Origin of the sequence: Nocardia sp. NPDC004568 (genome assembly GCF_040609955.1) — a bacterium.
Classification (GTDB): Bacteria; Actinomycetota; Actinomycetes; order Mycobacteriales; family Mycobacteriaceae; genus Nocardia.
Genome location: NZ_JBEXLL010000001.1, coordinates 35,309 through 58,210 on the forward strand (window position 1 = coordinate 35,309; position 22,902 = coordinate 58,210).

Here is a 22,902-nt window from a genome sequence, read left to right on the forward strand (position 1 = left end):
GGGGCCTTTCCGGATCAGACCGCGGCGGCGGTGGTATCGAGGACCGAGGAGACGAAACGGGCCGCCTCCCGGTAGGCGAGACGTGATTCGGGCACGAGTGCGGGCAGCACCTGGAAGGCGTGCATCTGATCGCGCCACACCCGCAGCTCGCAGGCGGCACCGGCGCTGGTCCAGCGGTCGGCGAGGGTGACACCGTCGCCGCCGAAGAATTCGGTATCGCTGGTGTGGATCAGCGCCGGAGGCAGCGGCATTCCGCGCACAGGTCGCAGATCGTAGGGAGTGGGGGTGAAATGCGCGACCGCACGGCGTGACAGACCCGGCGACAGCAGTCCCTCGGCCGCTGCCCCGGGGAACCCGGCGGCGAGCGCGAGACTCAGATCCGTCATCGGGGAGAAGAGAACCAGGCCCGCGGCCGGGGCGGAACCGGCGCGCGCGTGCGCGAGGGCGAAATCGGCAGCGAGGAAGCCGCCGGCCGAATCGCCCGCGACCACGATCCGGCCGGGGCGGTGCCCGCGCGACATCAGCCACCGGAACGCGGCGGCCACGTCCTCGGGCGCCGCCGGATACGGATGTTCGGGCGCGAGCCGGTAGTCGAGCGTGAATACCGGCAACCGGGTCGCGGTGGACAGCCGCGCGGCCACGCCGCGGTACCCGGCGGCGGATCCGGCGACGAATCCGCCGCCGTGGATGTAGAGGATCACGGCGTCGGTCCGGGACGCCCGCGGACCACGGACCCATTCGCCGGCCACCGTGCCGTGCCGGACCCGATCGACCGCGGTGCCACGGAGCGGGGGTGCGGCCGCGCGCAGAGCCCGGTCGATCAGAGCCCGGGCGGCGGGCAGGGTGTAGGTGTTGACCGGCGTGCACTGCGCCAGACGGCGCGCGGTGAGCGCGGACAGTTGCCGGACGTACCGGGCCCGCAGCGATCCGCGCGCCGGTTCGCTCATCGGCGCCGCTCGATCGCGCGGACCAGTTCGTGCACTGTCGAATCGGCGGCGAGCCGCCGGTCCAGCACGGTGTTGATCGCCCCGCGCAGCAGCGCGTAGGGCTGCCAGCCGCTGGGCGCGATGGTCCGCGCGGCGCGGCGGGCGATCCCGTCGGCGATGGTGCGGGCGGCCTGTTCGGCGGTGATACGCACGTTCAGCGGCCACGGCAGCAGATCGTTGATCCGGCGGCCCAGATCGTCGGCGTCGAGCATGTCATGGGTCATCGCGGTCTCCACGACCCCGAAATAGGCGAGCCCGGCGGTGGCGCCGGAGGCGCCGAGTTCCACCCGCAGTGCTCGGCCCAACTGCTCCACCGCGGCCTTGCTGACCATATAGGGCGAGCCGCCCATACCCGGCGCGAATGCGGCGCAGGAGGAGACGACGACCACGTGGCCCCGGGACCGGACGATATGGTCGAGCGCCGGATGCACGGTGTTGAACACCCCGGTGAGGTTGATACTCATGACCCGGTCGAAATCGGCCGGATCCATGCTCCGGATGGTGGCGGGTACCGGGGTGACCCCGGCATTGGCGACCACCACGTCGAGTCCACCGAATCGCTCGGCGACCTCGGCGATCACCTCTTCCATCCGGCGGCGATCGGCGACGTCGCCGGCGAAACCGTGAGCGTTCGAACCCAGCGCGCGTGCTGTGCGCTGAGCCGCCGCCGCGTCGATATCGACCACGACCACCACCGCGCCGCGCCGGTGCAGGAGTGTGACGAGTTCGAGTCCGATGCCCTGGCCCGCACCGGTGACCAGTACCGTCTTTCCCTTCACGTCGAACGTCGCGGCAGGCGAGAACCAGCCCAGCGGATCGGGGAGCGTGGGTTTCATCGGGTCACCTCATAGGATTCGGCATCGAACTGCCTGGTGCGCCGCCGGTATTCGAAACTCCAGTTCGGGTAGAGACCCGCATTGCCGCCGTCGGGGGTGGTGTAGTAACTCTGGCAGCCGCCGGTCAGCCAGACCGTATCCGCGCTGCGCCGGGCCATCTCCTCGACGAATGCGTCCTGGGTCTCCTGCCGCACCTCCACCCGGCGGGCGCCGCGAGCGCGCAGGGTTTCGAGCGCGTCGACGATGTAGGCGATCTGGGATTCGAGCATGAAGAGGGCGGATTGGTTGCCGGCCGCGCCGAAGGGGCCGAGCGTGCAGAAGAAATTCGGGAACCCGGCCATCGCCGCACCCAGATAGGTCTGCGGCCGCTTGTGGTACAGGTCGGCGATCGAGAGCTCGTCGCGGCCGATGATCCGCTCGAAGGCGGTGGGGATGGGAGTGAACCCGGTGCCGTAGATGATGGTGTCGACGGGGATCTCCACACCGGCGCGGGTCAGGATCGAGTGGGGGCGCACCTCGGCGATACCGTCGGTGACCACCTCGACGTTGTCCCGGTCCAGCGCCGGCAGATAGGCGTCGGAGAAGATCGCGCGCTTACAGCCGATGATGTAGTCGGGGGTGGCCTTGCGCCGCAGCTCGGGATCGCGGATCTGGCGCAGCAACTGGAGCCGGCCGAGCATCTCGTACGGATGACGGAAGCGATTGTCGACGAACCCGACCAGCCCGAACCCTTCGATCAGGGTGTACCAGGTGCCGCGGATCGCTTTCTGCGCGAGTGGGACGCGGCGCAGCAGGGTGCGCTCGAGGCCCAGTGTCGGGCGGTCCAGCCGTGGCACGATCCACGGCGCGGACCGCTGGAACACTGTCAGCTCGGCCACTCGTGGCGCGATCTCGGGGACGAACTGCACCGCGGAAGCGCCGGTGCCGATCACCGCGACCCGTTCCCCGGTGAGGTCGTGCGCGTGGTCCCAGTGCAGCGAATGGAACGCGGTGCCCTCGAAGGTGTCGATCCCGGGAAGCTCGGGGTACTTCGCCTCGGCGAAGACTCCGGCGGCCGAGATGAAGAAATCGGCGGTGAGCGCGCCGCGCGAGGTCCGGATCCGCCACCGGTGCGCCGTCTCGTCCCAGCGGGCCTCGGTCAGTTCGGTGCCCAGCCGGATATGGCGCAGCACATCGTGTTCGGTGGCGACCCGGCGCAGGTATTCGAGGATCTCGCGCTGCTTACCGTAGGTGCGCGACCAGTCCGGGTTGGGCGCGAACGAGTAGCTGTAGAGCTGGGACGGGACATCGCAGGCGCAGCCGGGATAGGTGTTGGCCTGCCATGTTCCGCCGAGATCGTCGGCGCGTTCGAGCACCACCAAATCGTCGAAACCGGCTTCGCGCAATTTGATCGCCAGCCCGATTCCGCCGAATCCGGCGCCGAGTACGACGACGCTGTGGTGTTCGGGTGTGCTGTCGTTCATCGCGCCCCCACCGTCTCGGTACGGACACGGCGACCGGTGCCGGTGGCGATGGTCTTGGTGACCACACGGTTCACCGGGCTCGCCGCGGCCAGCAGCGGACGGAGTACCGCCCTGCCCTCGAGGGCGAAGGTCCAGGTGATCCTGGTGCCTGTGGGCAGCGGAAGCAGCGTGATGTCCTCGGCGAACCGGTTCAGCCCGGGCACCGAGGCGGCGTCCACGGTGAAGGTCATCCGGGAACCCTCGTCCCACCGGTAGAAACGTTCCTCCAACCGGATCAGGCCGCCGAGTGTGACATCACGGGTGGTGCCGACACCGAACGGCCGCGGTGAAGTCCACGTCGCCGCCGTGACGACCGGTGACCACGACACCAGCGCGTCGTCGGCGACCAGTGTGTCCCACACCTGCGGCGCCGGGGCCGGGATATCGACGATATGGGTGTAGCGGTGGGCGGCGGTGTCCAGGAAGGCGTCGTCGGACGGGGACAGGGCGAATCGTGCGCTCATGGGACTGTGAGCCTTTCGGGATCAGAGATCGAGTACCAGCGGCCCACCGGCCGACCGGGAGACGCAGGTGAGCATGTGGCCGGCGCGTTCGCTGTCGCTCAGCAAACGGTCGCGGTGATCGACCGCACCGGCCGCGACGCCGATCTTGCAGGTGCCGCAGAATCCCTGGCGGCAGGAGTAGACGACATCGGGCTCGACCCGGCGGATGGCGTCGAGCGTCGTTTCGGTGGCGCCGACCCGGATGTGACGCCCGGACCTGGCGAGGGTGAGATCGAATTCGCGGCCGTCGCGCACCGGTGGTGCCGAGAACCGTTCGGTATGCAGCGATCCGGCCGGATTCAGCGCGAACAGGGAACGCTGGGCGGCTTCGAGGACCGGCGGCGGTCCGCACACGTACACCGCGGCACCGGGCGCCGCGGTCGCCAGGAGCGCCGGGACATCGGGTGGGCCGGTCTCGTCGTCGGGACGGATATCGCTGCCGGCCGGCAGTTCGCCGAGAAACGGCATGGTTTCCCGGGAGCGGCCGAGATAGATCAGTCGCCCGCGGTCCCCGGCCGCCCGCGCCATCGGCAGGATGGGCGTGATGCCGATACCGGCGGCGAGGAAGAGGTAGGACGGCGCGGAATCGACGAAGGTGAACGCATTGCGGGGTCCGCGGATCCGCAGGGCGTCACCGGGTCGCAGGTCGTGGACCTCGAGCGAGCCGCCGCCGCCCTCCGGTATCCGGCGCACCGCGATCCGGTAGCGGTCACGGTCGGCGGGGTCGCCGCACAGCGAGTACTGGCGTTGCCGCCCCGACGGCAGGAAGACATCGATATGGGAGCCGGGCCGCCACGACGGCAACTGCTGCCCCGCTGCCCGGAGCAGGGTCAGCGAGACCACATCGCGGGCCTCCCGCCGGACCGCGTCCACGACGACATCGAGGTCGAAGCCGGTGCGGCGCACCGGGTTCGGGGGCGAGAGCGCGGGATTGGTGAAGACCTTCTTGTACACGTCCACCGCCAGGCCGAGTATCCGCAGACTCGGCGGCGCGGGATGCGCGGTGGTCACGAGCGCGCCGCGGGGGAGTGCGCCAGATAGCGCAGGGCATTGTCCATGGACCCGAGCTGGGAGGGATGGAAACTCGGCCGCAGGTACCGCGGCATCTCGGTGAAGAACGTCGTGAAGCTCGGAATCACGCCGCGCAGGGTGGCGCTGACGAACTGCTGACCCCAGAACCGCCCCTTGGCCGGGCTCGGATCCTTCCGGTACAGGTAGGCCGTGGAGATCACGAACAGCGGCAGCAGCAGCCCGCCGGCGAGCAGGCCCGTGCGTACGCGCCGGGCGTATCCGCCGTCGACGTGCATATAGGCGTCGAAGACCACGCTGCGGTGTTCGACCTCCTCCGCGCCGTGCCAGCGCACCAGATCGAGCATCGTCGGGTGCATACCGAGTTCCTCGAGCACCTCCGATTCGAGCAGCCATTCGCCGATCACCGCGGTGAAGTGTTCCATTCCCGCGAACAGTCCCAGCCGCTCCTTGAGCCATTCCTCTTCGGCCCGGCCGCTCAGGCCGTGCTCGCCCAGTACCCGGTCGACCAGCCAGGCGATCTTCTCGACATAGGAGTCGACATCGAGCCCGATGGACTGCAGATGCTTGCGGGCGCCCTCGTGGCTGCTGGCGTGCATCGACTCCTGGCCGATGAACCCGGTCACCTCTTCGCGGAGGCGTTCGTCGTCGATCGAGGGGAGCGCTTCGGCCAGGCAGGCGGCCATGGCCCGCTCGCCCTCCGGCAGGACAAGGTGCATCACGTTGGTCACGTGGGTCGCCAGCACCTCTCCGGGGATGTAGTGCATGGGAACCGTCGAGAAGTCGAAGCTCACATCGCGGGCGTGGATCGCGTGGGCTTCGTCCCGGTAGGTGCTCGTGGTGGCACTGTCGTCAGCCATACGACGACCGTACAATGCAACAGATAGCCTTGCAATGTTGTCGCAACAAATTCTTTCCGATTGTTGCAGAAATAGGGATCGCTGCTAGCGTTGTCCTGTGTCCGCCCCTGCCTCTACCTCGCAAAACCGGTCCGATGCCGACGGTATCGAAACCCGCATCCTCGATGCCGCGCGCGTGCAGTTCGAGACGTTCGGGGTGAAGAAGACGACCATCGGCGATGTCGCGCGGCAGGCGGAGGTCGATCGCGGCACCATCTATCGGCGGATCGGTTCGCGCGACGATCTCGTCCGCGCGGTGAGCGCCCGCGAGGTGGGTGCTCTGCTCGCCGAACTCGAGGGCATTCCCGCGCGACACGCCGGCCCGGAGGCCATTGTCGCCGACATGTTCGTCATGGTGATCACGCGCTGGCGAACCCACGGCATGATCAAGCGGGTGCTGGCACTCGAACCCGGCCGGTTGCTGCCCCAGGTGACCACCGAGGGCGGGCCCTTCTTCACCATGGCCGTCGGTGTGGCCACCACACTGCTCGCCGAGGCGATGCGGCAGCGGGGGCTCCCCGAGATCCCGGATCTCACGACCCGGGTCGAGATCGCGAGCCGGGTGGTCCACTCCCTGATCCTGCAGCCGGTCAGCGCGCTGGACCTCGAATCCGAGGAGCGGCTGGCCGAATTCGCCCGGACCTATATCGCGCCGTTGATCGTCGGCTGAGGGGCCTGCGACGGACATCGTGCCTGCCCCGCGGGTCCGGATCTTCTCTGGGAGTGGAGGTTTCCGGTGGCGCCGTGGGATGAAGGCCCTGCCCGCTCTCGCGCGGCACATGTTCATGGAACAGTGACCGAAGTCCGATATCCCGGACCGATCCGACCGGCGAGCGCGGCGTTCGCCCCGACCTCGCCTCTCCCACGGACACCTGTCGCGCCGGTAGGCGGCTGTCGGTCGACGGTGGCCGGACGCCTACGCCCGACCGCCGTGGGGCGGTCCGGACTGTCGTGACGCGTCAGTGCGTCGGCGCCGCGTCGCGGAACAGGGTGGCGGCGATGGCGGTGGCGGTCACCCGCGCGAGATCGGCGAGGAACGGAATCCGCTCCGGGATCATGAGTCGAGTGGTGCCCCGCATACCGAGGGCGAACCGCGCGGTCCCGGTCCGATCCAGGACCGGGACCCCGATGATGCGATAGCCCCATTCGGTCTGCTCGTCGTTGATCGTGTACCCGGTTCTCCGGGCGAGCTCGAGTTCGGCGGTGAGTGACTCCGCGTCGGCGGGCGTGCGGTCGGTGCCCTGATGGTAGGGAAGTGCCTCGAGTTCCGCCCGCGTCACCGGCGACCAGGCGAGCAGTGCCTTGCCGATGGCGCTCGCGTGCAGGGGGAAGCGGACCTCGGAGAGGTTGTGCCCGTGGGCCTCGCGCCAGCGGGTGAACACCAGGTTGATGGCGTCGCCGCCGTGCCGGGTGGCCAGCGAGACGGCGGTCCCGGTCTCGGCGGCGAGTTGCTCGATATGAGGTTCGGCGAGGTAGACCAGGTGACGGCGATAGGCGAGCTGGCCGTACTCGGCCAGCGCGACGCCGAGCCGGTATCGACCTGTCCGCTCGTCCTGTTCGACGAACTCGGATTCGAGCAGCGCCTGCAGCAACCGATGTGTGGTGCTCATCGGCAGGTTCTGCGCCCGGGCGATCTCGGTGACGCCCAACTCGGCATCCCCTTGGAAACACCGCAGCACCGCGAGCGCGCGAGAGACCGTCTGCAGCCCGGACTGATTGACCGCCACGTGGTGTCCTTTCCGGTCGGCCACCCTGAAAGGGAGGGGCCATAATTCCGATTATCGGAATACTAGCCGCTGTCGCTGTGGGTCGGAGGCAAGCGAAATCGGATTTTTGTGACATCTACCTGCGAAAGCACGAATTCTCGCCTCCGTCAACTATTCCGCTTTGTGGAACGAGATCTGTTGCTCGACGTTGTCTGCGCTCCTAGCGTGACGGTGTTCGAAAAGTCAGTTCCGGGCCAGTTCTCGGGCCGCCGGGCCCGCGCTCCGGATCGTGGGAAAGAAGACCATGACCACAGCCGTCACCAGTACCCCTCTGTCCGGCGCGCCGGTGCGCAGCGCACTGCCGGAGGGATTCCGCAGCGTCGGTCGTTCGGGACTGGTGGTGTCGGAGGTCGGGGTCGGGGCGAGCACCTTCGGCCGGACCGGGATGATCGCCGACACGCAGGAGGCGGTCGATCGGATCGTCGGCCGGGCGGTCGAGCTGGGAGTCACCTATTTCGATGTCGCCGATGTCTACGGCGATCGGCCGGGCCAGAGCGAGGCCATGCTGGGCGCGGCGCTGGGCAACCGGCGTGACCGGGTGGTCATCGGTACGAAGTTCGGTATCGGGCTGTCCGGCCTCAACGGCCCGGACTGGGGAGTACGCGGTTCGCGCCGGTATATCCGGCTGGCGGTGGAGGCGTCGCTGCGCCGCCTGCGGACAGACTGGATCGACCTCTACCAGATCCACACCCCCGACCCGGTCACCCCGATCGAGGAGACCCTCTCGGTCCTCGACGATCTGGTGCGGGAGGGCAAGGTCCGCTACCTCGGCACCTCGAATTTCGCCGGCTGGCAGGTGGCCGACGCCGAATACCTCGCCCGGCTCCACGGGCACACCCGGTTCATCTCGGCGACCAACGAGTACAACCTGCTGTGGCGGGAGCCGGCCAAGGAGCTGCTGCCCGCGCTCGGCAAGTACGGGTTGGGTTTCTTTCCGTACTTCCCGCTGCAGAACGGACTGCTCACCGGCAAGTACCGGCGTGATTCCGTCCCGGCCGGCCGCAAGATCACCAACCTCAAGAAGCATCTGCTCGATGCCGCGCCGTGGGCAGCGCTGGAGCGATACACCGAGTTCGCCCGGGCCCGCGGGGTCACGCCGACCGCGCTGGCCTTCGGCTGGCTGCTCGCCCACGACCCGGTGTCCAGTGTGATCGCCGGGGTGACCGAACCGGACCAGCTCGACGACAATCTCGCGGCCTCCCGCTGGCGCCCCACGCCCGCCGAATTCGCCGAACTCACCGCGCTGTTCGCCGGCGACCTCAGCGGCGCGCCCGGGCAGGTCACCGGTACCGCGACGCGGACCTGAGCACTGTTCACCCTTCGATCCACGCAGACTTCGATCCACGCAGAGGCGGATATGTCCGACGAATCCGGCGCCGACCGGCACCTGCATCTCGGTTATATGTACTGGTCCAACGGTACCCATCCGGCGGGCTGGCGCCTGCCCGAGGCCGTGCACGACCGGGGTTTCGACGGCGGATACCTCGTCGAGCTGGCGCAGCTCGCGGAGGCCGCGAAATTCGATTTCTTCTTCTTCGGCGACCGGCTCGCCACCGGGCCGGAGTACGAATTCACCAACACCTCGGTGCTCGCGCGGATCGAACCGTTCACGGCGGCGAGCTATATCGCCACGGCGACGAGCCGGATCGGCCTGGTGGTCACCGCGAATCCGACCTACTACGAACCGTTCAATCTGGCTCGGCTGACCGCCTCGCTCGATCACATCTCGGCGGGCCGGGCCTCGTGGAATATCGTGACCGGCGCCGACCATCGGGCCGCGGCCAATTACACCCGGACCGAACACGGCGACGCCTCGGTGCGGTACGACCGGGCCGACGAATTCGTCAGCGTGGTACGGAACCTGTGGGACAGCTGGGAGGACGACGCCTTCGTCCGCAATGCGGAAACCGGCGAATTCGTGGTCGCCGACCGAATCCACCCGGTGAACCACCGAGGGCGGTCCTTCCGGATCCGGGGCCCGCTGAACATGGCGCGGCCGCCGCAGGGCCAGCTGGTGGTCCTGCACGCGGGTACCTCCGACCGTTCGCGTGATCTCGGTGCGCGCGAGGCGGATGTCCTCTTCGCCGCCGCCGCGACGATCGAGCAGGGCAAGGCCTACGCCGAGGAGATCCGGCAGCGTGCGGCGGGATTCGGCCGGGCGCGGTCGTCGATCGCGATCCTGCCCGGTCTCACTCCGATCGTCGCCGAGACGCGGCAGGCCGCCCGTGCGCTCTACGACCGGCTCAACGAGTTGCTCGTGCTGGACGACGATTTCCGCTACGGCGGCCGCGATCCCGGACAGTGGGGCGTGGGCAGCGCCGCGTCCCGCGAGGCGCAGGGACCGGGTCTGCGGAATCTGGGGGCGCTGTCGCAGCGGGTGGGTGTCGACCTCACCGCGCGGGAACTCACCGATCCGCTGGACGACGCGACTGCCGCGCGATTCGCTCCCGCCGGCCGGGCGCTGTTGAACACCACCGCGGCTCGGACCGGCCGCACGGTGGGCGGCACGGATCCGCTGACTGTCCGGGATCTGCTCAACACCCATATCGTGGGCGGTCACGTGGTGGTGGGCGGTCCGGCCGATATCGCCGACTACATCCAGGCGTGGTTCGAATCGGGCGCCTCCGACGGCTTCAATATCCAGTCCGCCTACCTCACCGAACAGTTCGAGACCTTCGTCCGTCTCGTGGTCCCCGAACTGCAACGGCGCGGATTGTTCCGTACCGAGTACACCGGCCGGACCCTGCGCGAACACCTCGGCCTGGACCGGCCGGACAACCGCTGGGCCCACGAGAACACCCGAGCGGGAGGGCGATGACCATGTCCGGCACACGCAGAGAACTGCATCTGGGGCTCATGTTCTGGGCCACCGGCACCCATACCGCCGGCTGGCGCTATCCCGGCGCCCGGGCCGACGGCGCCTTCGACATCGGCTTCATCCAGGAGGTGACCCGGCTGGTGGAGGCGGCGAAATTCGATTTCCTGTTCCTCGGGGACCGGCTGGCCACCGATCCCGCACTGGCCAAGACCAACCCGGCCCAGATGTCGCGGATGGAACCGTTCACCGTCGCCTCCGCCCTCGCGGCCGCGACCTCCCATATCGGTATCGCGGTCACCGCGAACCCGACCTACTACGACCCCTACACCGTCGCCCGGCTCACCGCCTCGCTGGACCATCTCAGCCGGGGCCGGGCGGCATGGAACCTGGTGACCGGCGCCGACGGCGCCGCGGCGTACAACTTCAGCCGGGACGGCCATTGGGACACCGAGAAGCGCTACGACTGGGCCGACGAGTTCGTGGATGTGGTGCGCGCGCTGTGGGACAGCTGGGAGGACGACGCGTTCACCCGGGACAAGACCGGTGGGCGCTATATCGACCAGACCAAACTGCACACCATCGACCATGTGGGAGAACACTTCTCGGTCAAGGGACCGCTGAACGTGGCGCGGCCCCCGCAGGGCCAGGTGATCCTGTTGCACGCGGGCACATCGGATCGATCGCGGGAACTGGGCGCCCGGGAAGCCGATGTGATCTTCGCCGGCCAGCCCGATCTGGAGTCGGCCAAGGAGTACTACGCCGATGTGAAGGCGCGCGCGGCCCGGTACGGCCGCACCGCCGACGAGATCCAGATCCTGCCCGGGCTGAGCGTGGTGGTGGCCCCCACCACCACGGAGGCGGTGCGGATCTATGACCGGCTGAATTCGCTGGTACCGCTGGATCCCGCCCACGAAACCGTCGATTCGGTGCGTTTCGGCGGTCTCGGGCAGGGCTTGAAACGCAATCTGGCCTCGGTCTCCCAGGTACTCGGGGTGGACGTGACCGGATACGGCATCGACGACCCGGTGTCCCGGGAGGTGTTCGATTCCTCGGCTCCCGCGGGCCGCAAGGTCTTCGCCGGCATCACCGAGACGACCCGGCGCACCGTCGCGGGCGCGCCGCCGATCACCTATTTCGACCTGATCAACGGCATCACCGTCGGCTCGCGGACCGTGGTCGGAAACCCCGTCGAAGTGGCGGACCACATCCAGCGGTGGTTCGAGGAGGGCGCGGCCGACGGGTTCAATATCTTTCCCGATTTCGTGCCGGGCTCGGTGCAGGCGTTCACCGAACTGGTGGTGCCCGAACTGCAACGGCGCGGCCTGTTCCGCACCGAATACGCGGGCACGACATTCCGCGATCATCTGGGTCTCGAACGCCCGGGCAACCGGCACGACAACCGGCGTCCGCTCCTGTCGGAACCGAACTGAAAGGACCATGACGGTGGCTCTCGACCAAGCCGAGGCAATAGTCGTACGCCCGGCCCCGGTGCGGACCCGGAAGCAGTCCGCGGGCACGCGGCTGCGGGCGGCGGTGTCCCCGCGGAATCTCGCCGTCGTCGCCGGCCAGCTCGCGGTCGTCGCCGTGGTGCTGGCGATCCTGCAGTGGCTGGTGGATTCGGGACGGGTGGAATCGATCTATCTGGCTTCACCGACGCAGGTGCTCGGGGTGTTTCCGAGGCTCGTCACCGAGGAGCATCTCTTCGGCAATCTGCTGATCACCCTGTACGAGGCGGTCGTCGGGACGGCCCTTGCGTCCGTGTTCGGTGTCGCGACCGGGATCTATATGGGCCTTTCGCGGATCGCCGAGCGGTTCCTCAACCCGTTCATCGGTGGCGCCATGGCCGTCCCGAAGGTCACCATCATCCCGCTGCTCACCCTGTATCTGGGCGTGGGCGTCAACCACAAGATCGTGATCGTCTTCCTCTTCGGCTACTTCCTGTTCGTGTTCAATACGATCGCCGGAATCAAGCAGGTCCAGGAGAGCCATCTCAAGGTCGCCCGGGCCAACGGGGCCTCCCGGTGGCAGACGATCGTGAAGGTGATCCTGCCGTCCGCGTCGCCCAGCATTGTCGCGGCGCTGCGGATCGAGGCGGGCACGGCGCTGGTGGCGGCCCTGTTCGCGGAAATCATCGCCTCCAAGGCGGGACTGGGCAATATGCTCAATCGCGCTATCGGCGTCTACGACACCGCGACCCTGTTCGCGCTGGTCCTGTCCATCACGGTCTTCTCGGTGCTCATCATCGCGGCCGTGAATCTGCTGGAGAAGAAAGTCCTTCTCCGCTGGAAGTACACCTGACCTCCGGCATCGCCGACTCCCATAGCGAAGGAACGACTGTGTTCAAGAAGAGATCTCTGGCCCTTCTCGCCGGCGCGGTGGCGCTTGTCCTGGCCGCGACCGGTTGCTCCGGTACCGTCGAATCGCTGGCGGGTGAGGGAGGTTCCGCCGCCGACGGCCGCAGCGTGCTGACCCTGCAGGACAGCACCTCCTACACGCAGTTGCCGATCCGCTTCGGTGTCGAGAAGGGTTTCTTCGACGCCGAGAACCTCGATGTGAAATTCACCCAGGTCCAGGACGCGGTGACCGGTGTCGCGACCGGTGAGTTGACCTTCGCTTTCGGCCCGACCAGCAACTATCTGCGCGCGGCCGAGAAGGGTGCACCGATCGAGATCATCAGTTCGGCGTTCCGCAGCAAGGGGCCGTTCTTCCTCATCGCGCGCCGCGGGATCACATCGTTCGCCGATCTGCGCGGCAAGACCATCGGGATCGCCACGGCCGGTAGCAGTATGGAGACCTACACGCGCAAGATCCTCACGGCCAATGGTGTCGATCCCGACGAGGTGAGCTTCGTCGCCAACGGTGTGAACGAGCAGGCCTACGGCACTCTCACCAGTGGTCAGGTGGACGCGACCATCATCCACCAGCCCTTCCCCGCGCTGGGTGAACTCCAGGGCAAATCGGTGACCCTGGCCCGCGGCTGGGACTATCTGCCGACCTATCACACCGGCGTACTCATCGCCGGAAAAGACGTGATCGACAACGATCCGGACCTGCTGCGCCGGAGCCTGCGCGCCTACTTCAAGGCCTACACCTACGCGAAAGAGCACTACGACGAGTACCTTCCGTGGCTGAAATCCAAGCTCGGCACCATTGATCCGAAGGCCGTGGAACTGGCCCTGCGGCAGGAAGACGATATCTGGGACAACAACCCGGCCGTGGATCCGGTGGCGATCCGCGACACCCAGGACATCGAGATCGAAATGGGTCTGCAGGACGTGCGCTACGACGCCGACAAGTACATCGATACCCAGTTCATCCCGCAGGAGTACGTGAAGGATTTCACCTACCCGCGGCCGGCGCGCTGACCCCGCGACAGCACGACACGATCAGCGAGGTATGTCCGTGACAACCTTCCGAGTACGTGGTGTGGGCAAAGAATTCCCCACCGACCCGCCGGTCCGGGCGCTCGACGGGATCGACCTGACCATCGGCGAAGGCGAGTTCGTCGTCCTTCTGGGCCCCAGCGGTTGCGGTAAGAGCACACTGCTCGACATCCTGTCCGGGCTCCAGGACACGACCGAGGGCGAGGTGCTGTTCGAGGGCGAGCCGGTCGCCGGGACGAACCGCCGGATCGGTGTGGTGTTCCAGGACGCGTCGCTGTATCCCTGGCGCACCGTGGCCCGCAATGTCGAACTCGGCCTGGAGTTCCGTGGGGTGTCCCGCGCGCAGCGGCGCGCGGCCGCCGCGGAGTACCTGGCCCAGGTCGGGCTGGCCGGTTTCGAACGCAAGTATCCGCACCAGCTGTCCGGTGGTATGCGGCAGCGGGCCGGGATCGCCCGGACACTGGCGACCGAACCCGCGGTCCTGCTCATGGACGAACCGTTCGGCGCCGTCGATCACCTCACCCGGATCCAGTTGCAACGGGATCTGCTGGCGCTGTGGGAGAGCCGCCGCCGGACGGTCGTCTTCGTCACCCACGATGTGGGGGAGGCGGTGTACCTGGCCGACCGCGTGATCCTGTTGTCGCCGCGGCCGGGCCGGGTGTACCGCGAGTTCTCCATCGATGTGCCGCGGCCGCGGCGCAAGGGCGATATCGAACTGCTCGCCTTGGAGAGCGAGATCTATCAGGCGCTCGGCCGAATCGAGGAACAGACGGACGCCGACGTGTAGAGGTCGCGTCGCCGGCGCCGCTAGGCGTTGGCCCCGCCATCGACCGTGAGCGTGCTCCCGGTGACGAAATCGCCGCCGTCGCCGGCCAGATAGGCGACCGCGGCGGCGATTTCGGTCGCCGCGGCGTACCGGCCGAGGGCGGTGGCCGCGCGCTGCGCATCGGCGGGCGCGCTGTCGGCCGGGTTCATATCGGTATCGGTGGAACCCGGTTGCACGACATTGACCGTTATCCCGCGCGGCCCCAGATCGCGCGCGAGACCTTTGCTGAAGCCGATGAGCGCCGCTTTGCTCATCGAGTACAGGCTCAGGCCCGGGCGGGTGGCCCGTCCGGCGAGGTTGCTTCCGATGCTGATGATGCGGCCGCCCTCGCCCAGATGGGGGCTCGCCGCCCGCGCGGCGGCGAATACGGCGCGGACATGCAGGTTCATCGTCTCGTCGAACTGTTCCATGGTCAGTTCGTCGATGGTGCCGTAGGGAAAGATGCCCGCGTTGTTGACCACGATGTCGAGCCTCCCGAACTCGGCCACGGTGCGGTCCACCGCCGCGGGGACCGCCGCCGGGTCGGCGGCGGGCGTCGGCACGGCCAGCGCGCGCCGGCCGGTCTCGCGGATCCGCGCGGCCACCTCGTCGGCGGGTCCGGCCGCAGTGTTGTAGGTCAGCGCGATATCCGCGCCGTCGGCGGCCAGTCGCTGTGCGATCGCGGCGCCGATGCCCCGGCTCCCGCCCGTCACCACGAGGGCGTATCGATCAGCGACCTCACCGCTGCCATGGGTATCGGCGCGCGCAGCCTCTACACCGCCTTCGGCTCCAAAGAGGAGTTGTTCCGCGAGGCCGTCGCGCTCTATGGGAGCGCCACCCCGCGCCCCATGGACCGGCTGCGCACGGCCCGGGAAGCGGTCGAGGCGATGCTGCGGCAACGGGTGGACGCCAACCTCGACCCGGCGACGCCGCTGGGCTGCATGGTGGTACTCGCGGCCACCAACGTCACCCCGGACAACGTCCACGTTCGGGACATGCTCGCGGAACTACGGGCCCGGGATCGTGCCGAACTCCTCGCCCGGCTCGAGCGTGGGCGCACCGACGGCGATATCCCGGCCGGAGCGGATATCGATGCCGTGGCCTCGTTCTATCTGACCGTCCTGCACGGTCTGGCGATCCGGACCCGCGACGGCTGTTCGCGCGCGGACGCTCAGCGGGTGGTGGACCATGCGATGCACGCCTGGGACAGTGTCACCGCCCCCACTGCGGCCCGATCTATCGTGGAGACGTGAGCACCGATGACCGGCCGCGGCGCCCGGCCGCACGTGATCGGCGGCGGGCCGAACTCCGCGAGTTCCTGCGCAGTCGCCGCGAACGGCTGACCCCCACCGCGGCGGGGCTGCCCGATACGGGACGGCGCCGGACACCGGGGTTGCGCCGGGAAGAGGTCGCGGTGCTGGCCGGCGTGGGGGTGTCCTGGTACACGTGGCTGGAACAGGGTCGCGATATCAAGGTCTCCGACGATGTACTGGACGCGGTGGCGCGAGCATTGCGGCTCGACGAGATCGAGCGCGCCCATCTGTACCGCCTGGCCGGACTCGAGCCGCCGCAACGACAGGCCGCCGCCTCGATCCCGCCCTCGCCGCAGCTGCAACGATTGCTCGCGACCTGGGCACCCCGGCCGGCGTACATCCGGGACCGGCACTGGAACTTCACCGCGGTGAACGACGCGGCACGGGTGGTGTTCGGCTACGGGGACACCGACCACAACTGCCTGGTCTCCTTCTTCACCAATGCGCGTTTCCGGGTGCTGAACCAGTACTGGGAGCGCATCGCGCCCGAAGCCGTAGCGGGTTTCCGGGCCGACTCGGCGCGTTATCCCGACGACCCGGAGTTGGACCGCCTCGCCGGGGATCTGGCTCTGGTCAGCCCGGAATTCGCCGAACTGTGGGCACGCCACGACGCGGCCGAACACACCACCGCCATCAAGGCCGTCGCACATCCCGAAGCCGGGACACTGACCTTCGAGGCCACCCTCTTCCCGCTGCCCGAATTCCCGGGCCACCACCTGATCCTGCACAACCCGGTCGCCGGGACCGGCACCGGCGACCGGCTCGACGAGTTGATGCGTTCCCAGCCTGGTGGTGTCACACCCACCATGAACTGACACTGCCCGTCGCTTCGCCGAGCACGCAGGATCACTGTCATGAGCAATGAGCAGATGCGGGCAGTGATCATCCCGGAGTTCGGCCCGGCCGAGGTGTTGCGGCAGACGGCCGTCGCCGTCCCGGAGCCCGGACCCGGGCAGGTGGCCGTCGAGGTGGCCTACGCCGGAGCGAACTTCGCCGAGATCCTGTACCGGCAGGGCGTGGTGGATGTCGCGCTGCCCTTCGTGCCCGGGATCGAGGTCTCCGGCCGGATCCGCGCGCTGGGGCCGGGAGTGACGGGCCTGGCGGTGGGCGATCCGGTCGTCGCCCTGACCATCGTGGACAGTGGCGGGTACGCCGAGGTGGTGGTGACCGACGCCGATCTGGTCGTCCCGTTCGACGAGACGCGGCTGGGCCCGGACGTGGCCGCGGCCGTGCCGTCCAACAGTACGACCGCGTTCCTGGTGCTGGACCGGGTCGCGCGGATCGAGCCGGGCGAGCGCGTTCTGGTGCACGCGGCGGCCGGGGGAGTGGGCAGCCAACTCGGCCGGGCCGCGCAGCTCCTCGGCGCGGGCCGGGTGGTCGGCACGGTCGGCAGCCCCGGCAAGAGGGAGATCGCCGCGCAGTTCGGCTACGACGAGGTGATCCTGCGCGACGAGCTCGCCGCCGCGGGCGAATTCGATATCGTCGTCGATATGGTGGGCGGCGCCACCCGCCGCGCGAGCCTGGACCGGCTCGCGCCGATGGGCCGGATGGTGGTGATGGGCAATGCTTCCGGCGCCGCCGATGTGGGTCTGTCCGCCAACGAGCTGTGGTTCACGAACAAGACGGTCTCCGGGTTCAACCTGGCCGCCTTCGCCGCCGCCCATCCCGCGGAAACCGGTGCCGCGCTGCGGCGTGCGGTCGGCGCGGTGACCGCGGGGGAACTGATCGTGCGGACGGCCGCCCTCCCGCTGGACCGGGCTGCCGAAGCGCACCGGCGCATCGAATCAGGCTCTACTACAGGGAAATTGGTGCTCGAGGTGGCGGCGTCGCGGCTCGGTCCCCGGTAGCCCGGGCTGCGACGGGACCAGGCGCCCGATCGGTTTCGTCCTGGTCGCGACCGTGCCGGCCTCCAGGAAACCGCCTTTCCGGCGCAGGATCACGCCCAGCCGGTCGGCCGCGGTGAACACCGTGGCCTCGCGCCACGCGGCGACGAGGTCGATCCGCACGGTCGTCACAACCCGGGGTGTGATGTGAACCACTGCCGCGCGGTGTTACGGCGCCGCCGGGAGCGGCGTCTGATGGTGACACTGTCGAGAGGAAGCAGGAGCCACCCATGGACGGTTCACCGCAGACCCCGGCCGGGAAGGATGCCGCTGCCGCGGGCCCCGACCCCGCCACGGAACTCTTCGTGGCCCACCGCAACCTGCTGTTCACCGTCGCCTACGAAATGCTCGGCTCGGCCGCCGACGCCGAGGACGTGCTCCAGGAGACCTGGCTGCGGTGGTCGGGCGTCGACCTCGGCACGGTTCGGGACCACCGTGCCTACCTGGTGCGGATCACCACGCGGCAGGCGCTGGATCGGCTGCGTACGCTCGGCCGCCGCCGGGAGTCCTATATCGGCCCGTGGCTTCCGGAGCCGCTGCTGACGGCACCCGATGTGGCCGAGGACATCGAACTCGCCGACAGCGTATCGATGGCGATGCTGCTGGTGCTGGAAACGCTCGCCCCCGTCGAACGTGCGGTATTCGTGCTGCGTGAGGTGTTCGGCCTGGACTACGCGGAGATCGGCGAGGCCGTCGACCGGACCCCGACGGCGGTCCGCCAGATCGCCTACCGCGCCCGCTCCCATATCGCGGCGCGGCGACCGCGCGGCGCGGTCTCGGCGGCCGAGACCCGCGCCGCCCTCACCGCCTTCCACCGGGCGGTGGACACGGGCGACCTGCGGCGCCTGCTCGATATCCTGGCCCCCGACGTGGTACTGCTGACCGACGGGGGCGGAGTCGTGCGGGCGGCGACGACGCCGGTACTGGGCGCCGGAACGGTCATCGAGGTTCTCGGCCGGATCGCGGGTGCCGCGGTCCTGCGTCCGGCCCGGGTCAACGGTCATCCGGCCCTGATCGTCGAACTCGACGGCAGGATCGACACCGTCGTCGCGCTCCGCATCGACGAGGGCCTCATCACCGGGCTCTACGCGGTCCGGAACCCGGACAAGCTCGCGCGGCTGGGAGAGGAGACGCCTCTGCGCCGCTGACCGCCGATCCGTCTCCCGGGGTCAGCGGCGGAGCAGGTGGGTCAGCAACTGCCCGCTCTGCTCCAGCGACAGATGCGGTAGGTACGCCCGGCCGACCGCGATACCGATGGTCGGCAGCGCCGCCGCATCGGGGAACACCATGTACATGGGCCGGTGCCGCGGCTGGAACTTCGCCTTGAAGGCGAGCAGCGACCGGAAGCCGTAGACCGGTTCCAGGGTGCGGCCCAGCAACTCGAGCAAACTGTCGAGCGCGCCCCGGTCGAGGTCGGGCTCGCTGGTCTCGGCCGCGGCCAGCGGGGCTCCGGAGAGGCTGAGGAACTCGAGCCCCTGTTCCCGAGCGGACAACGCCGCCGAGGCGATGAGGAACTCCATCGCCGCGCGGAACCCGTCGGAGCGGCGCCGCATGAAATCGAGGGTGAGACCGACGAGGGTACCGTCCCGGTACACCGGCAGCCACGAGGTCACGGCGTGCACATGGTCGTCGCGGTCGACCGCCAGCAGCAACCGGACCTCCGGGTCGTGCAGTTCGGCGAGGCCGCCCAGCGTGAAACCCATCTCGGGTAGCCCCTTGTCGGCGGCCCATTCCTCGGAGATCTCGACGATCTGCTCGGTCACCGCCAGTGAGGCCTGGGCGAAGGTCGTCCACCTCGCCTCGACCCCCTCCTTGCCCGCACGATTCAGGGCGGTCCGCACATCCTGGAACTTCTTACCCTTGAAGGCCAGATCGGCCAGGTCGACGAGCGTCTCCTCGGCCACCTGCAGGCAGCTCCAGCCGCGCTCCCGGGCAAGGGCCGCGGTATCGGCTCCGACGGAATAGAAGCACGGCGTCCACCCGTTGCCGAGGCACCAGGCCGCGAACTCGTCGGTCGCCTCCGCCAGACCCCGGCGCTCACCGATCGGATCGGTCGTGGTCAGCGCGACACCGGAATGCACACGGTAGGCCACCGCGTGCCGACCGTCCGCGCTGAACCAGTACCTGTTGCCGGCCCAGGTGGTCATCCATGACAGGGAACCGCCGCCCGGGTCGTGCAACAACTCCCGCACCCGGCGCTCACCGCCGAGGTCGTATCCGGCCGGCGGCGTGACGAAACTGCGCAGCATCAGCAGGCACAGCGTCATCCAGACGAGCACGCCGATCCACTCGGACAACAGTGTCGCCGCCGGGGTCAGCGGCAGGACAGACGGTTCGAAGAGTTGGAGGTAGGTCGGCGGTAGCAGCCGCAACGGGGCATCACGCAGCAGAGTCCCGGCCCCGGGATCGCGATCGAAGCCGTCGGCGAGCAATGTCCCGAGCGCCACATAGACCGCGAGCGCGGTGACCGCCGCCGCGAGTGTCCCCAGCCAGACCCGGCGATAGGTCCCGCGCGCCGCGCGCACATCGAAGAGCCGCCGGGTCGCCAGCAGCAGTGCCAGGACCGCGATCAACGCGAGCAGCGGCGCGAAATCCCGGTACACCGAGCTGTGCCGATGGATGCCGTAGAGCACCCAGCGCGCCTCGTCCTGTTCGATGGTCCGCACGATCAGGCTGACGACGGCGAGGCCGAGGAGCACGATATGCCCGCCGACCGAGAGCAGCCACGCCGCGCGCCGGCCGCGCCGCAATCCCTCGGCGCCGACCAGCAGCAGCAGTGACGGCAGGAGGTTCATGATCAGCGGCCCGATACCGGACAGGCGCAGTGCCTGCCGGCCCTTGCGGCACTCGTCGTGCAGGGCCGGGTCGGCGCAGACGTCCACGAGCTCCCGCGCGCTGTAGGGCACTTGGTCGAACAGCTCACGCAGGGATGACAGCGGTCCGATGGCGTGCGGGGAGAACGCGGCGAATATCGGGCCGAGCACACTGGCCGCGACGACGAGCGCGACGAGTGTGCGGCGCTCCCGGATCGTTCCACCCAGGACCGGGCTGCGCGCGGCGCGACCGAAGAGCAGCGGTCCGACGAGCAGGCCCGCCAGCGCGACACACAGGCGCGTCACATCCGGTAGGTGGCCGGCGAACAGCGCCGTGGTCACCAGGATCACCAGCAGCAGCGCGCGGATCCGCCGCCGCCACAGGGTGTGCATCGCCGCGCTGGCGGCGAGCAGCGCCCCGAAGACCCAGGGCAGCGGGTCCGCCGTCAGGTGGCCGTGCAGTTCCAGACCCCACGAGTTCGGCACCGCCGACGCGAGCTTCGCCGCGACGAGTGCCAGCGCGGCGCCCGCGCCCTGCGCGGCGAATACCGCGATCGCGAAGCGCCGGCTGCCGATGCGCTGTTCCACCGGCACCGCGACAGTCAGGACGAACACACTCGCCAGCAGATAACCGCCCGGCCCGGAGGCGAACAGCCCCGAGGTCCACAGGGTCCAGACGTATCCTGCGTCCAGGGTCGGGAGGCCGAGCGAGACATGCGACGCGAGCTCGTGCGACGGTCCCGTCGCCCAGGCTCCGGTGACCACGGCGAGGACCCAGATCACCGCTAGCAGCCCGAGGGATACCGGTGCGCGGGAGAGGCCCGCGACGACACGGGTCGTCACGATACGTCGAGACCGAGTCGGTGGCCGAGCCACGGCAGCTCCTTCTCCAGACCGGCGGACCACACGGCGAAACTGTGCCCGCCGGGCAGTTCGGTGAGGTGGACATCCATGCCGGCGGTACGTGCGGCGTCGGCGAGCCGCTCGATCGCGGTGCGGTATTCGGTGTCGCCGAGACCCACCACGAACGCACCGGCCGAGTCGGGGTAGCGATTACGGGCCAGCAGGTCGGCGGGGTTGTTCCGGGCGAAGGCGTCGGCGTCGCCACCGAAGGCCTCCCGGATCGTGGTCTTGCGATCGCCGAGGGTCGGTTCGGCCTGACCCGACAGGTCGAGGAAGGTGGGATAGACCTCGGGACGGGTGGTGGCGAGCTGCAGTGCGCAGGTGCCGCCGTAGGACAGCCCGCCCACCGCCCATCCGCGGGGGTCCGGGTCCACCTGCAGATGGGTGCGTACCCAATTCGGTACGTCCACGCTCAGGTAGGTCGCGGCGTTACCGAGCCGCGAGTCGGCACACAGCGGGTTGGCCAACCGCCCGCCGGTTCCGTCGGCGAGCACGACGACCGGCGTCAGCCCCCGGTGGTCGGCGGCATAGGCGTCCATGATGCGGGTCAGCCGGCCGCCGACGAGCCAGTCGTCGGTGCCGCCCGGCTGCCCTGCCAGCAGGACCAGCACCGGCAGCGCCGGGCGGGGATCGGTGAAGTACGCCGGGGGCAGATAGATCCGCGCCTCACGGGCGGGAAACCGGGACACCGCACCCGGAACGGCGGCTCGGGTCACCGCGCCCGTGTCCGGCATCTCGGCGGACGGCGCCCACTCCGCCGGACTCGGGGATCCGCCGGGCCCCGCCTGCGGCGCCAGTGCCGTATCGAACGGCACGGTGCGGTAGTCGTTCATACCGAGTGCGGTCCGCACCGTCGGGTACGCGTCGAAGACCGCGTTGATCCCCCCGGCGGCGCAGAGTACGACCGCCACGGCGGCCGCGACCAGTCCGGTCGCGGCGAGCGGCCGCGACCGATCCCGGCGCCGGACGAATCCGCGGCCGACGACCAGCGCCACCGCGAGCACCGCCAGACCCGACCAGATGTAGACCGAGGGGGGCAGCGGGTCGGGGAACGGTCGCCAGACCTGCTCGATGAGCACCGCGGCGAGCACCACCGACAGTACGGCCACCGCCACCACGACGGCGACCCCGGCACGCCACCACCGACCGTGCCGGCGGATCACCAGCGCCGCCAGACCCACCACCGTGACGGCGACGAACACGGTGGTCGCCGCGGTCGTCGTCACCTGCAGGCCGAGTACTGCTTCGACGAGCCCGGACCACGACATGACGTCCAGTATGCAGGCCTGCCGAGCCGGTGAGCGGGATGCGCGCCCGCCTCCGGAACACCGGAGGACGCGACAGACGGACGGGGCCGCGGCCGCTGCCGCGCAGCGGGCGCATGGCTCGGAAGCGGACGGACCGATCGCGGGTCCGCCCACCGCCTCCGGACTATCGGTGTGGTGCCCCGGCGGGGCGCGAGG

At 69.3% G+C, this 22,902-nt stretch carries 21 protein-coding genes; 11 read left to right on the top strand and 10 right to left on the bottom strand.

All coding sequences use genetic code 11. The features are described 5' to 3' along the window. Positions 1–14: 14 nt before the first annotated feature. From ABZV91_RS00190 to ABZV91_RS00215, 6 genes are read right to left on the bottom strand one after another with little or no spacing between them, the layout of a single operon-like run. Positions 15–947: an alpha/beta hydrolase fold domain-containing protein gene (locus ABZV91_RS00190; protein WP_355233329.1), complete on the bottom strand. Its 933-nt coding sequence runs from the start codon at positions 945–947 to the stop codon at positions 15–17. Further along, on the bottom strand, positions 944–1,822 hold the full coding sequence (locus tag ABZV91_RS00195; RefSeq protein WP_355233331.1) for a short-chain dehydrogenase/reductase: 879 nt from the start codon (positions 1,820–1,822) through the stop codon (positions 944–946). The genes ABZV91_RS00190 and ABZV91_RS00195 overlap by 4 nt, the downstream gene beginning before the upstream one ends. Further along, the gene (locus tag ABZV91_RS00200; protein ID WP_355233333.1) at positions 1,819–3,285 is read right to left on the bottom strand and encodes an NAD(P)/FAD-dependent oxidoreductase; all 1,467 of its coding nucleotides are present in this window, start codon (positions 3,283–3,285) and stop codon (positions 1,819–1,821) included. The genes ABZV91_RS00195 and ABZV91_RS00200 overlap by 4 nt, the downstream gene beginning before the upstream one ends. After that, positions 3,282–3,788 carry an SRPBCC family protein gene (locus ABZV91_RS00205; protein ID WP_355233335.1) on the bottom strand — a complete coding sequence of 169 codons (507 nt, stop codon included), beginning with the start codon at positions 3,786–3,788 and terminating at the stop codon, positions 3,282–3,284. Before ABZV91_RS00205 ends, ABZV91_RS00200 begins: the two co-directional genes overlap by 4 nt. Positions 3,789–3,809: 21 nt before the next feature. Then, on the bottom strand, positions 3,810–4,808 hold the full coding sequence (locus tag ABZV91_RS00210; RefSeq protein WP_355233603.1) for a PDR/VanB family oxidoreductase: 999 nt from the start codon (positions 4,806–4,808) through the stop codon (positions 3,810–3,812). Positions 4,809–4,834: 26 nt separating this feature from the next. Then, a complete protein-coding gene (locus tag ABZV91_RS00215; protein ID WP_355233337.1) occupies positions 4,835–5,716 on the bottom strand; it encodes a metal-dependent hydrolase in 882 nt (293 codons plus the stop codon). Between the two features lie 97 nt (positions 5,717–5,813). Between ABZV91_RS00215 and ABZV91_RS00220 the strand changes: the two genes are divergently transcribed. Next, the gene (locus ABZV91_RS00220; RefSeq protein WP_355233339.1) at positions 5,814–6,425 is read left to right on the top strand and encodes a helix-turn-helix domain-containing protein; all 612 of its coding nucleotides are present in this window, start codon (positions 5,814–5,816) and stop codon (positions 6,423–6,425) included. A 289-nt stretch (positions 6,426–6,714) separates the two neighbouring features. Here the strand turns inward: ABZV91_RS00220 and ABZV91_RS00225 are convergent, their stop codons facing one another. After that, on the bottom strand, positions 6,715–7,482 hold the full coding sequence (locus tag ABZV91_RS00225; protein ID WP_355233341.1) for an IclR family transcriptional regulator: 768 nt from the start codon (positions 7,480–7,482) through the stop codon (positions 6,715–6,717). 283 nt (positions 7,483–7,765) lie between these two features. Here ABZV91_RS00225 and ABZV91_RS00230 point away from each other — a divergent pair, with 283 nt between their 5' ends. Genes ABZV91_RS00230 through ABZV91_RS00255 form a run of 6 tightly spaced genes read left to right on the top strand, consistent with a single transcriptional unit; the run spans position 7,766 to position 14,509 of the window. Continuing rightward, positions 7,766–8,827 carry an aldo/keto reductase gene (locus ABZV91_RS00230; protein ID WP_355233343.1) on the top strand — a complete coding sequence of 354 codons (1,062 nt, stop codon included), beginning with the start codon at positions 7,766–7,768 and terminating at the stop codon, positions 8,825–8,827. 51 nt (positions 8,828–8,878) lie between these two features. Beyond that, entirely contained in the window at positions 8,879–10,339 is a 1,461-nt protein-coding gene (locus ABZV91_RS00235) for an NtaA/DmoA family FMN-dependent monooxygenase (RefSeq protein WP_355233345.1), read from the top strand. A gap of 2 nt (positions 10,340–10,341) precedes the next feature. Continuing rightward, on the top strand, positions 10,342–11,769 hold the full coding sequence (locus ABZV91_RS00240) for an LLM class flavin-dependent oxidoreductase (RefSeq protein WP_355233346.1): 1,428 nt from the start codon (positions 10,342–10,344) through the stop codon (positions 11,767–11,769). A gap of 13 nt (positions 11,770–11,782) precedes the next feature. Then, a complete protein-coding gene (locus ABZV91_RS00245) occupies positions 11,783–12,637 on the top strand; it encodes an ABC transporter permease (RefSeq protein ID WP_355233347.1) in 855 nt (284 codons plus the stop codon). Between the two features lie 38 nt (positions 12,638–12,675). Beyond that, positions 12,676–13,704: an ABC transporter substrate-binding protein gene (locus ABZV91_RS00250; protein WP_355233349.1), complete on the top strand. Its 1,029-nt coding sequence runs from the start codon at positions 12,676–12,678 to the stop codon at positions 13,702–13,704. 37 nt (positions 13,705–13,741) lie between these two features. Continuing rightward, on the top strand, positions 13,742–14,509 hold the full coding sequence (locus tag ABZV91_RS00255) for an ABC transporter ATP-binding protein (RefSeq protein WP_355233351.1): 768 nt from the start codon (positions 13,742–13,744) through the stop codon (positions 14,507–14,509). Between the two features lie 20 nt (positions 14,510–14,529). Here ABZV91_RS00255 and ABZV91_RS00260 read toward each other — a convergent pair whose 3' ends face one another. Further along, positions 14,530–15,240, bottom strand: a complete 711-nt coding sequence (locus ABZV91_RS00260) for an SDR family oxidoreductase (RefSeq protein WP_355233353.1) — start codon at positions 15,238–15,240, stop codon at positions 14,530–14,532. A 36-nt stretch (positions 15,241–15,276) separates the two neighbouring features. Here ABZV91_RS00260 and ABZV91_RS00265 point away from each other — a divergent pair, with 36 nt between their 5' ends. From ABZV91_RS00265 to ABZV91_RS00280, 4 genes are all read left to right on the top strand, one after another. Beyond that, positions 15,277–15,780 carry a TetR/AcrR family transcriptional regulator gene (locus ABZV91_RS00265; RefSeq protein ID WP_355233355.1) on the top strand — a complete coding sequence of 168 codons (504 nt, stop codon included), beginning with the start codon at positions 15,277–15,279 and terminating at the stop codon, positions 15,778–15,780. Next, on the top strand, positions 15,777–16,655 hold the full coding sequence (locus ABZV91_RS00270; RefSeq protein WP_355233357.1) for a helix-turn-helix transcriptional regulator: 879 nt from the start codon (positions 15,777–15,779) through the stop codon (positions 16,653–16,655). The genes ABZV91_RS00265 and ABZV91_RS00270 overlap by 4 nt, the downstream gene beginning before the upstream one ends. A gap of 39 nt (positions 16,656–16,694) precedes the next feature. Continuing rightward, positions 16,695–17,687: a zinc-binding dehydrogenase gene (locus ABZV91_RS00275; protein WP_355233359.1), complete on the top strand. Its 993-nt coding sequence runs from the start codon at positions 16,695–16,697 to the stop codon at positions 17,685–17,687. Positions 17,688–17,953: 266 nt separating this feature from the next. Continuing rightward, positions 17,954–18,871: an RNA polymerase sigma-70 factor gene (locus ABZV91_RS00280; protein WP_355233361.1), complete on the top strand. Its 918-nt coding sequence runs from the start codon at positions 17,954–17,956 to the stop codon at positions 18,869–18,871. A 21-nt stretch (positions 18,872–18,892) separates the two neighbouring features. Here the strand turns inward: ABZV91_RS00280 and ABZV91_RS00285 are convergent, their stop codons facing one another. Continuing rightward, positions 18,893–21,379, bottom strand: a complete 2,487-nt coding sequence (locus tag ABZV91_RS00285) for a DUF2156 domain-containing protein (protein ID WP_355233363.1) — start codon at positions 21,377–21,379, stop codon at positions 18,893–18,895. Continuing rightward, positions 21,376–22,707, bottom strand: coding sequence for an alpha/beta hydrolase-fold protein (locus tag ABZV91_RS00290; RefSeq protein WP_355233365.1), 1,332 nt, complete (start codon positions 22,705–22,707; stop codon positions 21,376–21,378). Before ABZV91_RS00290 ends, ABZV91_RS00285 begins: the two co-directional genes overlap by 4 nt. Between the last annotated feature and the right edge of the window lie 195 nt (positions 22,708–22,902).

What these genes read in the sequence shown, in the direction of transcription:
- ABZV91_RS00190 (WP_355233329.1), bottom strand. Translation starts at nt 947, where the DNA reads ATGAGCGAACCGGCGCGCGGATCGCTGCGGGCCCGGTACGTCCGGCAA.
- ABZV91_RS00230 (WP_355233343.1), top strand. Translation starts at nt 7,766, where the DNA reads ATGACCACAGCCGTCACCAGTACCCCTCTGTCCGGCGCGCCGGTGCGC.
- ABZV91_RS00280 (WP_355233361.1), top strand. Translation starts at nt 17,954, where the DNA reads ATGGACGGTTCACCGCAGACCCCGGCCGGGAAGGATGCCGCTGCCGCG.
- ABZV91_RS00195 (WP_355233331.1), bottom strand. Translation starts at nt 1,822, where the DNA reads ATGAAACCCACGCTCCCCGATCCGCTGGGCTGGTTCTCGCCTGCCGCG.
- ABZV91_RS00240 (WP_355233346.1), top strand. Translation starts at nt 10,342, where the DNA reads ATGTCCGGCACACGCAGAGAACTGCATCTGGGGCTCATGTTCTGGGCC.
- ABZV91_RS00215 (WP_355233337.1), bottom strand. Translation starts at nt 5,716, where the DNA reads ATGGCTGACGACAGTGCCACCACGAGCACCTACCGGGACGAAGCCCAC.
- ABZV91_RS00205 (WP_355233335.1), bottom strand. Translation starts at nt 3,788, where the DNA reads ATGAGCGCACGATTCGCCCTGTCCCCGTCCGACGACGCCTTCCTGGAC.
- ABZV91_RS00275 (WP_355233359.1), top strand. Translation starts at nt 16,695, where the DNA reads ATGAGCAATGAGCAGATGCGGGCAGTGATCATCCCGGAGTTCGGCCCG.
- ABZV91_RS00200 (WP_355233333.1), bottom strand. Translation starts at nt 3,285, where the DNA reads ATGAACGACAGCACACCCGAACACCACAGCGTCGTCGTACTCGGCGCC.
- ABZV91_RS00265 (WP_355233355.1), top strand. Translation starts at nt 15,277, where the DNA reads ATGGGTATCGGCGCGCGCAGCCTCTACACCGCCTTCGGCTCCAAAGAG.
- ABZV91_RS00235 (WP_355233345.1), top strand. Translation starts at nt 8,879, where the DNA reads ATGTCCGACGAATCCGGCGCCGACCGGCACCTGCATCTCGGTTATATG.
- ABZV91_RS00290 (WP_355233365.1), bottom strand. Translation starts at nt 22,707, where the DNA reads ATGTCGTGGTCCGGGCTCGTCGAAGCAGTACTCGGCCTGCAGGTGACG.